The 12838-nt window shown below is 73.9% G+C and carries 7 protein-coding genes; 5 read left to right on the top strand and 2 right to left on the bottom strand.

Translation table 11 applies throughout. From position 1 onward, the window contains the following. Nucleotides 1-5 precede the first annotated feature (5 nt). From FRAAL_RS21905 to prpB, 3 genes are all read left to right on the top strand, one after another. Nucleotides 6-911: a CbtA family protein gene (locus FRAAL_RS21905; RefSeq protein WP_011606135.1), complete on the top strand. Its 906-nt coding sequence runs from the start codon at nucleotides 6-8 to the stop codon at nucleotides 909-911. 79 nt (nucleotides 912-990) lie between these two features. Beyond that, the gene (locus FRAAL_RS21900) at nucleotides 991-2499 is read left to right on the top strand and encodes an MmgE/PrpD family protein (RefSeq protein WP_041939613.1); all 1509 of its coding nucleotides are present in this window, start codon (nucleotides 991-993) and stop codon (nucleotides 2497-2499) included. Next, the gene (gene prpB, locus FRAAL_RS21895; RefSeq protein WP_011606133.1) at nucleotides 2499-3413 is read left to right on the top strand and encodes a methylisocitrate lyase; all 915 of its coding nucleotides are present in this window, start codon (nucleotides 2499-2501) and stop codon (nucleotides 3411-3413) included. Before FRAAL_RS21900 ends, prpB begins: the two co-directional genes overlap by 1 nt. A 31-nt stretch (nucleotides 3414-3444) precedes the next feature. On the opposite strand, the gene FRAAL_RS21890 is transcribed toward prpB, so the two are convergent. Together FRAAL_RS21890 and FRAAL_RS21885 are read right to left on the bottom strand one after the other, a co-directional pair. Further along, the gene (locus FRAAL_RS21890) at nucleotides 3445-4158 is read right to left on the bottom strand and encodes a VIT1/CCC1 transporter family protein (RefSeq protein WP_041940863.1); all 714 of its coding nucleotides are present in this window, start codon (nucleotides 4156-4158) and stop codon (nucleotides 3445-3447) included. Between the two features lie 121 nt (nucleotides 4159-4279). Beyond that, the gene (locus FRAAL_RS21885) at nucleotides 4280-4786 is read right to left on the bottom strand and encodes a hypothetical protein (RefSeq protein ID WP_011606131.1); all 507 of its coding nucleotides are present in this window, start codon (nucleotides 4784-4786) and stop codon (nucleotides 4280-4282) included. 565 nt (nucleotides 4787-5351) lie between these two features. On the opposite strand from FRAAL_RS21885, the gene FRAAL_RS21880 reads away from it, so the two are divergent. Together FRAAL_RS21880 and FRAAL_RS21875 are read left to right on the top strand one after the other, a co-directional pair. Continuing rightward, nucleotides 5352-6023: a hypothetical protein gene (locus tag FRAAL_RS21880; protein ID WP_011606130.1), complete on the top strand. Its 672-nt coding sequence runs from the start codon at nucleotides 5352-5354 to the stop codon at nucleotides 6021-6023. A gap of 53 nt (nucleotides 6024-6076) precedes the next feature. Then, nucleotides 6077-12820 (top strand): wHTH domain-containing protein, encoded by a 6744-nt coding sequence (locus tag FRAAL_RS21875; protein WP_157892178.1) that lies wholly within the window; start codon nucleotides 6077-6079, stop codon nucleotides 12818-12820. Nucleotides 12821-12838 lie beyond the last annotated feature (18 nt).

Raw genomic sequence — 12838 nt, 5'->3', positions numbered from 1 at the left:
GGGAGATGGAGTTCCGCTACATCTACCGCGGTCTGGGGGTCGGCCTGCTCGGCGGGCTGCTGGCGTTCGTCTTCGCCCGCATCTTCGCCGAGCCCCTCATCCAGGACGCGATCGACTACGAGGACGGGCGGCACGAGGCCCAGGAGGCGCTGGACGCCGCGGCCGGCCTCGCCGCCGGCGCCCACGACCACGAGGTCTTCAGCCGCTCGGTGCAGCGCAACCTGGGCATCGGCGTCGGGATGGCGCTGTTCGGGCTGGCGGTGGGCGGCCTGTTCGTCGTCGTCTACCTGGTCGTCTCGCGCCGCTACCCGAACATCCGGCCGAGGGTGCTGGCCGCGCTGCTCGCCGGCGCCGGCTTCGTCGGTCTCTACCTCATCCCGTTCGCGAAGTACCCGGCGAATCCGCCGGCGATCGGGCACGAGGAGACGATCGGTGCCCGCAGCGCCCTGTACGTGACGATGGTCGCGGTCTCGGTGGTCGCGCTGGGGCTCGCGGTCGTGGTCGGCCGGTGGCTGGCGGGTCGGGTCGGCACCTGGAACGCGAGCCTGCTCGCGGGGGTCGTGTTCCTGGTGCTCGTCGGCGTCGCGATGGCCCTGCTGCCCGCCTACGGCCATCTCGGTGCCAACCGGGCGGAGTTCGGTGATTTCGCCACCGAGACCCCGCAGCCACTCACGGCCCCGAACGGCACGATCGTCTACCCGGGCTTCCCGGCCGATGTGCTGTTCCGGTTCCGGTTCTACTCGGTGGTCAGCCAGCTCGTGCTCTGGGCGACGATCGCACTCGCGTTCGGTCAGCTCGCCGAACGCCTCGCCGTCGCGCCGGCCCGCCGCCAGCCGCGGACCGCCGCGTCCGTGGTCGACCGACCGGCGGCCGCACCGAGCACCGCCGCCGCACCGACCACCGCCGGCTGAGCCCTGGCCCGTTCCCGGACGCCGGCTGTTTCCCCGGCGGCCGGGAGCGGGGAACACGACGGGGAGGACGGGGGCGCGGATGATCGACCACGAGGTGCGGGTCCACCGCAGCACGCAGCGGTTGGCGCCGCCGGACCAGCTTGCCTGGAAGATCGCCGCGGTGGCGGCCGACCCGGTGGAGGTGGTGCCCGAGGTCGCGGCGATGGTCGTCAACCGGGTGATCGACAATGCCGGGGTCGCGGCGGCGTCGCTGCGCCGTCCGCCGGTGGCCGCCGCCCGCGATCAGGCGATGCGCCATCCGCCCGCGCCGGGACGGACCGGCTCGACGGTGTTCGGCCTGCCGCCGCGGGTGCGGGTGTCGCCGGAGTGGGCGGCGTGGGCGAACGGCGTCGCGGTGCGGGAGCTGGACTTCCACGACACGTTCCTCGCCGCCGACTACTCCCATCCCGGTGACAACATCCCGCCGATCCTCGCCGTCGCGCAGCACCTCGGTCTCGGCGGCCGGGACCTCGTCCGGGGGATCGTCACCGGCTACGAGATCCAGGTCGCCCTGGTCCGTGGGATCTGCCTGCACCGGCACCGGATCGACCATATCGCGCACCTCGGCCCGTCGGCCGCGGCCGGTCTCGGGTCGCTGCTCGGCCTGTCCACCGAGGTCGTCTACCAGAGCGTGCAGCAGGCGCTGCACACGACGACGACGACCCGACAGTCCCGCAAGGGGCAGATCTCGAGCTGGAAGGCGTACGCGCCGGCCTTCGCCGGCAAGCTCGCCGTCGAGGCGGTCGACCGGGCGATGCGCGGGCAGGGCGCGCCGTCACCGGCGTACGAGGGCGCGGACGGGTTCGTGGCCTGGCTGCTCGACGGACCGGCCGCCCGCTACGTCGTGTCGCTGCCCGGGCCGGGCGAGGCCAGGCGGGCCATCCTCGACACCTACACCAAGGAGCACTCCGCCGAATACCAGAGCCAGGCGCTCATCGACCTGGCCCGCCGGCTCGGCCCCCGCCTCGGTGACCTGTCCCGGATCAGGAAGATCACGATTCACACCAGTCACCACACCCACCAGGTGATCGGCTCGGGCGCGGGTGACCCGGAGAAGTACTCGCCGTCGGCCAGCCGGGAGACGCTCGACCACTCGATTCCGTACATCGTCGCGGTGGCGTTGCAGGACGGCGACTGGCACCACGAGCGGTCCTACACCCCCGAGCGGGCGGCGCGGCCCGACACCGTCGCGCTGTGGCAGAAGATCGTCACCGTCGAGGACGAGGAGTGGACACGCCGCTATCATGCGGCCGATCCGGCGGAGCGGGCGTTCGGCGGTCGGGTCGTGGTCGAGCGGGACGACGGCGTCACCGTGACCGACGAGATCGCCGTCGCCGACGCCCACCCGCTCGGCGCGCGGCCGTTCGGGCGGGCGGAGTACCTCGCGAAGTTCCGCCGGCTGACCGAGGGCGTGGTGTCCACCGAGGAGCAGGACCGCTTCCTCGACGTCGCCGTCCGCCTCCCCGATCTCGCCCCGGCCGAGCTCGGCGGGCTCACCCTGGTGCCCGAGCGGGCGGCGGCGGTCGGCGAGACGGCGGGGATCTTCTGATGCTGCACGCCCGCACCCCACCCCACGCCCGCCGGGCCGCGCTGCGCGCCGCGCTGGCGTCGGGCCGGCTGCTGCGTTTCCCCGGGGCGTTCAACCCGCTGACCGCCGTCCTCATCACCGAGCTGGGTTTCGACGGGGTCTACGTCTCGGGCGCGGTGCTGGCCGCGGACCTGGCCCTGCCCGACATCGGCCTGACCACGCTCACCGAGGTCGCCGACCGGGCCGGGCAGATCGCCCGGGTCACCGACCTGCCGACGCTCGTCGACGCCGACACCGGCTTCGGCGAGCCGATGAACGTCGCCCGCAGCGTCCAGATCCTCGAGGACGCCGGGCTCGCGGGCTGCCACCTCGAGGACCAGGTCAACCCGAAACGCTGCGGCCACCTCGACGGCAAGACGGTCGTGCCGGTCGAGGAGATGGTCCGCCGCATCCACGCCGCCGTCGCCGCCCGCCGCGACCCGAACTTCGTCCTGTGCGCCCGCACCGACGCCCGCGGCGTCGAGGGCCTCGACGCCGCGATCGAGCGGGCCCGCGCCTACCGCGACGCCGGCGCCGACATGATCTTCCCCGAGGGGTTGGCGGACGCCGCCGAGTTCGCCGCCGTCCGCGCGGCCGTGGACGTGCCGATCCTCGCGAACATGACCGAGTTCGGCAAGAGCGAGCTGCTCACCGCCGCCACGTTGGCATCGGTCGGGGTCAACGTCGTCATCTACCCGGTCACCCTGCTACGCCTCGCCATGCGCGCCACCGAGGACGGCCTGCGTCGTCTCGCCGCCGACGGCACCCAGACCGAGCTCCTCGACCGGATGCAACATCGATCCCGGCTCTACGAACTGCTCGACTACGCCGCGTACAACACCTTCGACGACAGCATCTTCACCTACCGTGTTCCGGGACCGCCCGAAAGCGGATGACGCCGGCCGGCCGGTGACTCCGGCCCGCGCGTCAGGCGCCGGCGGCATTGGCGAGGACGCCGACCAGCGCGGTGACCGCCATCGCCGCGCAGCCGCCCAGCAGGACGCGCAGCGTGGGGCGCAGCAGCGCGGTGCCCGCGGCCCGCGCCGCCAGCGCCCCCGCGACCGCCAGGCCCAGTACGGTCACCGCGACGATCAGCAGGAGGCGGGCGGTGCCCGCGGGCGCCGCCATCCCGACGAACGGCACCAGCGCGCCGAGGGTGAAGCTGGCCGCCGAGGCCGATGCCGCCTGCAGGGGCCGGGCCTGGTTGGTCTCGTTGTGGCCGAGCTCGTCGCGCATGTGGGCGCCGAGGGCGTCGCGCTCGGTCAGCGCGGCGGCGACCTTCTCGGCCAGCTCACGCGGCAGGCCGCGATGCTCGTAGATGCCGACCAGCTCCGCGAACTCCGCGACCGGGCTCGCCGCGAGCTCCGCCCGCTCCGTGGCGAGGTCGGCGCGTTCGACGTCGGCCTGGGCGCTGACCGACACGAACTCGCCGGCCGCCATGGACAGCGCCCCCGCCGTCAGCCCGGCGAGGCCCGCGGTGAGAATCGCACCGCTCGACGCGCCGCTCGCGGCCACGCCGACGACGAGGCTGGAGGTGGACACCAGCCCGTCGTTCGCGCCGAGGACGGCCGCCCGCAGCCAGCCGGCCCGCTGCGCGCCGTGACGCTCCCGGTGTCGAACCATCGTGTTCGCTGCCGCCATGCCGAGCATTTCAGCACGGGCAATCCGGACCGGACGCCCGCGAATGCCCTTCCTCACTGTGACAATCGCCCCCACTGTGACGGCCCCTCCGGTCCCTGCCCGCATCGGCGATCAGGTGCGATCAGGTGTGGTCGGGTCGGACCACCGATCTGCTCGCCGGCCGACGGTCGAGCCAGGTCACGTACTGCCGCAACCCCATGACCTCCCACAGGGTGTGCCTGCTCCAGCCGCCGCCGTCATGCAACCGGGCGTGGTGGGCGACCAGGCGCAGGCCCTGCCCACCGGCCGACTCGGGTCGCAGGGTGGCGCCGAGGGTCACCACCGGCGAGTTCCAGCCGGCTGCGGACCGCTCGATCCGCAGTTGGCGTCCGAGGAGGAATGCCAGCCGGGTCAGTGCCGGCGGATGCCGCCGCGGGTGCACGGTCACGGATCCGACGTGCGGCCAGGAGGCGGCGTCCACCGCGGCCCGCAGCAGCACGTCCGGTGCCACCGGCAGAAAGTCGACCTCGACGCACGCCTCGCCGGTCGGGGCGGCGGGCGGACCGGCGAGGACCAGGCCGTCGGTGTCCGGCAGTACCAGGGCGGGCAGGTCGGCGCCGTCAATCTCCCATTCCGTGCCGATGGTCATGCCGGCCGGCCGCGACCGGGGTGGCGGTCGTGTCGGCGGGTCACCTCCAGCATTCTGCCGACCGGCAGCCGTCCCATCCGTCACCTTTCCCACAGCGTCCATCGAGCATGGCAAACATCGGTCGGCCGTCCCAAGGGGGAAAACCCGGGGGCGTTGATCGTCCCGGCCGGGACGATCCGGGTGCGGCCCGCGTGGCCGCCGCGGCGGGTCGGCGCTCGGGTGGCGGAATCGACTGCACGCTCGGCTGTTTCCGGTCACCCAGCCGCGTGGACGGCCCTCCACCGACATCATCCGCGGCCACCGCCGGACCGATTCCGGTCCGACCGGGCCGTGCTCGAAGTCGCCGATCGAATCCGCCGATCGAAGCCACCGCTCGAAGCCACCGCTCGAATCCGCCGCGCCGCCACCGGACTCGGCGCGTTGGAACCCCGGCCGGAATCAGCGTGGTCCGCACAGATTCGAACAGATCCGCACCGATCCGCACCGATGCCGCCATCGCGGGTCCCCCAGGGTGAACAATAGATTCGCCACCGTTTCGCACTGAGGATGCCGGGGTGACATCGCCGTGTCTCTTCACGATCCGAAGGGGTCCGACCCGTATCGGTCGGGCGCGGCGCCGGTCCCGGCCGGCCCCAGCAACCCGTACGAGCAGAGCTGGGTGGCCGGTGCCGACCTGGGCAACGCGCTCGCCGCCGGGTGGCGGCCCCGGCCGCAACCCGCGCCCATCGCGCTGGCACCCGGCGAGGTCGTGCTGGCGCAGGGAGCCGTCCGTCTCTGGCAGTACACCGGCCAGGACGTCACGTACAACCAGGGCTTCTTCGTCGCGTTCGGCAGCCCGCTGCTGCTGGGGGCGTCGCTGCTCGGCAGCGCCCTCTACAACGGCAGCCAGCGCCGCCGAGCCGAGGCGGCCGCGGCGGTCCAGTGGCGTCCCACCGCCACCGGGCAGCTCTTCCTGACCAACCACCGGATCGCGCTGGGCCTGTCCTCCGGCTGGATCGACATCGCCTACCCGTACCTGCGCGCCTCCTCGGTGGACGGGACCGGCCTGATCGTCATGGTGGCCGGCCAGCCCCCGGTCCGCCTGGAGGTGTGGCCACCGCACTGGTTCTTCGTCCTGATGCGGTTCCTGGCCTACGGCGAGACGATCCGGGTCGACGTCCCGCCGCATCTGCGCCTCCCGGCCGCCCTCGAGGCCGGCCCGGGCGGGGCAGCCGACGGCCGGCCGCCCGGCGGCTGAGGCGCGGTGTGCGCGGGGCGACCGGTCTGATGCCACCTGTCACACTTTGGGGAATGGTTACCGGGGGACTGGACCGGCCGTACACCGACGGCCGGTGGGACTTCTTCATTTCCTACACGGCGCGGGACCGGGCCTGGGCAGAGTGGATCGCCTGGCAGCTCGAGGCCGCGGGCTTCCGGGTGCTCGTGCAGGCCTGGGACATGGTGGCGGGTTCCAACTGGTCCGCCGCCATGCAGGACGGCATCCGGTACAGCACCCGCACCCTGGCGGTCCTCTCCGGTGCCTATCTGGATTCGGTGTACGGCGAGCAGGAGTGGCAGGCCGCGTTCGTCGCCGACCCGGACGGCGCGGCCCGCCGGCTGCTCCCGGTGCGGATCGAGAACTGCGCGCGTCCCGGGGTGCTCGGCTCGAGGGTCTCCGTCGACCTGTTCGGCCTGGCCGCGCACGGCGCCCGCGACGTCCTCCTGAACGCCGTCCAGGCTGCCATCTCCGGCCGGGCGAAGCCCCCCGCCGAGCCGCATTTCCCCGGCGGCGGACCCATCCCACCGAAAGCCCCGACCGCTCGACGCGCGCCGTTCTTCCCCGGTTTCCCGGACGGCCCGTCCACCGCTGTGACCGGCCCGTCGATCGTGCCGTCGTCTCCCGCGCCGCCCCCTGCCACAGCGGCGCGCCCGCGCAGCGATGCGACCTGGCCGCCGGCCGGCGCGCGGGCCGAGGCGTCCGGCGGCCCCCAGACGGTGCCGCCGATGCGCGCGGAGCCCGAGACGCCAGGGGAATGCCGGGCACTGCTCATCGGCGTGCCCGGTTACGACGACGAGGGGCTGCCCTCGCTGCCGTGGCTCGCGCCGCTCATGGACGCCACGGCCGAGTCCCTGGAACGGGTCGGCTACCGAGCCGACGTCCACGACCGGTCGCGGCTCGGATACAGCGCGATCAAGTCGGCGATCCACGCGTTCCTGCGCGACGCGGCGGCCGAGGACACGCTGCTGCTGGTCCTGGCCGGTCACGGGGTCCACCATGACGGTCGCGACTTCCTCGTCCCCGCCGACGCCGACCTCGGCTACCAGCCGTTCTGGGACCTGTGCGTGCCCCTGGACTGGGCACGCACGATCTCCCACAGCGCCGCCGGCCGCGTGCTGGTGATCGTCGACGCCGCGGCCGACCTCGCCGACGACGAGGCGCGCGCCGCCATGACCGAGGACGGCTGGGCGCAGGGGCGCCTGCCCGTGGCCGAGGGCACCGAGGTCGCGTACCTGATCCGGCAGACGCCGTCGCCGAGCGTGCGATCGCCGCTGCTTCGGGCCCTGGTGGACGTCCTGGCAAGCCCCGTCGTCCCCGGTGATCTGCGGATTCTCCAGGAGGCGCTGCGCCGTCGCCTGGCCCTCCCCGGGTCGACCGACGCGGCAACCGACGGCTCGGTCAGTGCGGCCGGCTCGGTCGGTGCGGCTGGTTCGGTCGGTGCGCAGGGAACGATCGACCCGGCGACCGTCGCCGACTGCGTCGCCGGCTCGGCGAGTCCGGACGGTGGCGGCGGCGGATCGGCTCCCTGCGCGCTGCGGCTGGTCCTGCACTGCGACCCGCACGAGTTCCGACCGTTCCCGGCCGCCCCGTCCGCCGACTCGCCGGCATCCCCGGAGCATCCCTGGCGGCGCGCCGCCGATCGGCACGCCGCCTGGACCCTCATGGGGGACGGCCCGGCCGCCGAGGAGCTGCGCGCGCAGACCCTCGACCTCGTCGCCCGCCTGGGTGTCGGGCGCGACCACGCCGCGGCCGGTCTGCGCGCCGATCCCTGGCTGGACCAGACGCTCGCGCTGCGCCTGATGAAACGGCTGGAGTTCCTGGTCAGGCGGCTGCCGGCCGATCCCCCACCGCTCTCGCCCGCCGAGGCCGGCCTGCTGGTCGCGGTGCCGTTCCTGCACGAAGCCCTCTGGACGACCCTGGTGGCACGCGCGTCCGTCGCTCACCCGGCCGGATCCGACCGGGACGGCTGGACGGCCGGACGGGACGCCGAGCGGACGGAGTTCGAGACCTTCACCCGGCTGCACCCTCGGCTGCTGCGCCGCATCGACCGGGCCCGGCGGGCCGCAGACACGGACGCGGCCGAGGCCATCGGCTGGTGGCTCGCACACCGCTGGGTGGCCCGGCGCCCGGAGTCCTACACCGGCCCGGTGCTCGCCGGCCTGCTCGCCGGGGTCGATCCCGAGACGCCGGCCGGGGATGTGTTCACCGCCGCGCGGGCGAGTGCCCTGCTCACCGCGGTGCGCGCCGACCCGGCGTACCTGAACCGGCCCGGCCAGGCCGCGGCGCTGCTCGACCTGGTCACGGTGGCACCCGCGACCGGGGACGAGATGACCCTGCGGGAACGGTTCGTCGGCTACCTGCTGACCATCGGCCAGCGGATGGCCCTCGAACCCGCGGCCCTGCCGGACGTCATCGTCGAGCACCTCGGCGTGGGCGACCCGGTCGACCTCGGCGTGCTGGGCGAGACCATCCGCCAGGCCCAGTGGCAGCATCGGGGTCGGTCCGGCCGGGCGCTGGCCGCCCGCTGCCAGCACCAGGCCGTCCAGGTCGCTCTGGAGCGGCACACCACCGAGCTCGACAGCCTGCTCGCCGAGGCTCACCGGGTCACCGGCGAGATACCGGCACTGGCCCACCTGCCCACCCATGCCACCGCCGACGCCGTGCGCGCCGTCGAGATCGACGGGCAGCCCGCCTACAGCTCGGCCGGTGCCCAGTTCCGGCTGGCCGAGGACAAGGTGCAGGAGCTGCTCATGGGCGAGCAGCTCTACACCAACCGGGGGCTGGCGATCCGCGAGCTCTACCAGAACGCCCTCGACGCCTGCCGCTACCGCCGGGCCCGCGAGGAGTACCTGGCCCGCACCACCGGGCGGCTGAGCGCGTGGACCGGGCGGATCAGCTTCACCCAGGGTTTCGAGCCGGACGGCGGTGCCTACCTCGAATGCCACGACAACGGCATCGGGATGGGCCTGCGCGAGCTCACCGACGTCTTCGCCGAGGCCGGCACCCGGTCGGTGGACCTGCCCGAGGTCATCGAGGAGATGGTCGCCTGGAAGTCCTGCAATCCGCCGATCGAGTTCCATCCGAACAGCCGCTTCGGCGTCGGCGTGCTGTCCTACTTCATGATCGCCGACGAGATCACGATCGACACGTGTCGGCTCGGCCTGGACGGCCGGCCCGGCGACCGGTTCCGGGTCACCATCGCCGGCCCGGGCAACCTCTTCCGGGTCCAGAACCTCGGGCCGGGCGCGGCCGCGGGGACCAGCGTGCGGCTGCACCTGAGCCGCGGGGCGGGCCAGGCCACGGTGTCCTGCGTCGACCTGCTGCGTCGCATTCTCTGGGTCGCCGAGTTCGAGACGCAGGCCACCGAAGGCGTCTCCCGCGCTCACTGGGCCCCCGGCGAGCTGGCCGACTCCGCTCCCGTCGGCGACGGTAGCCCGCTCCAGGGGTCTGCTCGCCGTTGGACGTCGCCGATCGTGCCCGCGGGCGACGGCGTCTGGTGGGCGAATGGTCTTGGTGCGCTGCTGTCCGACGGCCTCTGGGTGGGCCACACCGTGTTCGGCGTCGTTGTCAACCTCACCGGCCCGCTCGCACCCGAGCTGTCGGTCGACCGCAACGAGATCCGCGAGCTGGTCGACGAGCCGGCGGTGGACGGGCGGCTCTCGGCCGCGATACCCCGGCTGCTCGCCGCCGGCGCCTTCGAGCTGACGTACGAGTGGCTGTCGTCCCTCGCTCGCTATTTTCCCCTGGTCGCGGATGCGATCCTTGCCGCGCTGCTGGCCAGCGGCGCCCGGACCTGGCCGTCTGCCGAGGGCGCGGCGGTGCCGATGGAGCGGGTCGGTTGTTTCCCGCTCGATGGCGAGCTCCTGCCGGCGGCGCCGCGCCAGCATTTGGACAGCAACGCCGGCTACTCGTTCCTCCCCGATGCCCTCGTCTTTCGTCGGCTCGAGGTGTGGGCGACCGCCACCAGGCCCGGGCCACCGGCCGAGTCCCGATCCGTGCCGAGCGACCTGGTGCTTGCGGGTATCGGCCGGCCCACGTTCATCCTCACGAAGCCGCTGCGTGAACTGGGCATCGTGCTGTTCCTGGCTGGCCAGCTGCGCCGCCCTCCCGGCGAGATCCATCGGCGGATCGACGCGCTCGGCCTCGGCACGTGGAGCGGCAAGGCCACGACCGTCGCCGCCGTCACCCGGGACGACCTGCTGCTGCTCAGCGCCGATCTGGACGGCCGCGCGCCGTTGCTGGTGTCGGAGATGCCCCTGGGCCATGCCGTACTCGCCGCGCAGAGCCTCGGTCTCGGGCTCGCCGAGGTCGTCGGTCGGTTGCGGGAGCTGGGACTGGAGATCTTCCCCGCCGGAACTGGCGAACTGGAGGTGCGTCCTCTCGACCTCGTCCTGCTCAGCGCTGATCTCACCGGTCGGGCCCCCTGGCTGTCGCGGGATCGGGTCCCGCTGGCCCACGTGCTGCGCGCCGCGCTGCACACCGGCCTGACGATCGACGCGCTGTCCGCCCGCCTGCGGACTCTCGGGCACCGCGCCCACGTGCCGTCCGGCGTGCCGGCCACCCCGTTCGAGCAGGACGACGTTCTGCTGTTCAACGCGGACGAGCGCAACGCACTCGCCCGGTGGCCGGTGCCCGTCGGCTTCGTTCTGCTGGCGGCCGTGCGGACCGCGCGCTCTCCCCGTGAAGTCGCGCGCCGGCTCGCCGCACTGGGTCTTTCGGCGGCGCGGTCCAGCCAGCTGCCGGCGGCCGTGGACAGCTTCGAGCCCGAATTGGTCCACGCCGACTACTCCTGGGACTTCCGCCAGGCGGGGGCGCCGGTCACCCGGATCTCGGTGCTGCGCACCGCGCAGCAGACGGCCGCGCCCCCGGACCAAGTGATCACGCAGCTGCGCGGCCTTGGCTTCACGGTCGCGGACTTCGCCGATGCCGACCCGGCGGACACGCGGACGTTGACTGGTGGTGATGGTTCCGGGCTGCGGCGCCTCGCCCATGGCGACCGGGTCGGTCTGATCGACGTACTCGGGCTCGCCGGGACGCTGGGCCTGCCGGCGGAGTCGTTGGCGGGGCTGTTCGACCGCATCGGTATCGCCGCGCCCGACCTCACCGGTTTCGAGCCGAAGCCCGAGGACGCCGTCCTGTTCAGCACCCGTCTCGATGGCGCGGTGCTGTCGGTGGCGCGGGACCGCGGCACCGCCTTCCCGGTCGCCCACCTGCTGGCCGCCGCCACGCGGCTCGGCCGCAGTCCCGCCGAGCTTGCGGAGCGGGTCCGCTACCTGGGCGTGGCGGTTCCCGATCCGGACGGCTGGGATGCGTCGCCGCTGGCCACCGAGGACGTTCGTCTGCTGTCGCGCGACGCCGGTCTCGATGGCCCGTGGCTGCCGGCGAAGACGATGTCAGCCGCTCAGGTGCTGCATGTCGCGGCGGCGACCGGCCGGTCGCCGAGTGAGATTGCGCGCCGCCTCGGCGACCTCGGGTTTCGCACCGGCGCGGTGCCCGAGATCGCCCTCACCACAGCGGAGGACCGGATTCTCACCGCGTTGCTGAGCCCGGCGAACCCCCGGGGGGCCCAGCGGATCTGGGCGGAGCCCACCCGAGCCGGGCTCCTTGCCGCCGCGCGGCTGTCGGGCCGCTCGCCGTGGGACCTCGCGCGCTGGCTGCGCGGCCTTGGGCTGCGGCCGGAGGCCATGACCGCCGGGCCGGACGGCGTCGCGCCCTGGGACCGCAACCTCGACGTGGAGGTGACCGACGACGATCTCGACCTGTTGAGTCGGGACGTCGACGGGCAGGCGCCGTGGCTCGCCGACGGAGCCGTCCCGCCGGGACATGTGCTTGCCGTCGCCGGGCTGACCGGGCGGCGCCCGGCGGACCTCGTCGACGCGCTGTACCGGCTGGGTTTCGCGACGGCGGATCTCGGCGGCGAGGCCGTCACCGGGTACGCCGCACCGGCCGCCGTCGACGCGGTGGATCTCGTGCTGCTCAGCCGTGATCTGAACGGAGAGTCGCCGTGGCTGGCCGGCGGGCGCCTGCCGCGGGCGCATCTGTTGCACGCGGCCTGCGTGCTCGGCTGTGACGTCGCGGAGGTGCGGGAGCGCTACGCCCGGCTCGGGTTCGGTGTGCCGGACGGGATGCGGGAGATGGACCGCGTCGAGCGGACCGCGGTGACCGTCGCGTTCTACCGCGCCGACACCGCCGACCCGCAGCTGACACCGGTGTCGGCCGCCGCGACGCTCGGGGTCGCCGAGTTCACCGGCCGGGCGCCCGGCGAGGTCGCGCGGACCTTCACCGACCTCGATCTGCACGTCGACCACGGCCGCCTCGACCCTGCTGTGCGCCGCCTCGGCCTGGCCGTACGCCTCCCTGAGCTGGATGGGACGGCGTCGGCGGCGGGGCTGACCACACGGGATGTACTGCTGCTCAGCGCCCGGCTGGACGGTCGAGGGCCGTGGCTCGGGCGCGGGCCGGTGCCACTCGCCCACGTCATCGGCGCAGCCGGCTACCTGCGGTGGACGCCGGGCCGGGTCGCCGACCGACTGGCCGCGCTCGGCTGCGACGTCCCGCGGCTGTTCGACGCGGCCCGGGAGGCGTTCATCGACGGTGTCGACGGCGCGCTCGTCGACCTGCTGCGCGATCACCAGGGCCGGCATGTCGACCGGGCGTTCTCCCGCGCCGAGGTCCTCGTCGCGTCGTGGCGCTACCGCTGGACGCCGCGGCGCATCGTCGACCGGCTGGCCGAGCTGGGCTTCGCGGTACCCGCCCGGGCGACCTTCGACCGCTGACGGCGGCCAGCCCGCTGA

Source organism: Frankia alni ACN14a (genome assembly GCF_000058485.1).
Taxonomy (GTDB): domain Bacteria; phylum Actinomycetota; class Actinomycetes; order Frankiales; family Frankiaceae; genus Frankia; species Frankia alni.
The sequence above is the reverse complement of the archived record's forward strand: the minus strand, read 5'-3'. Positions and strand labels throughout refer to the sequence as shown.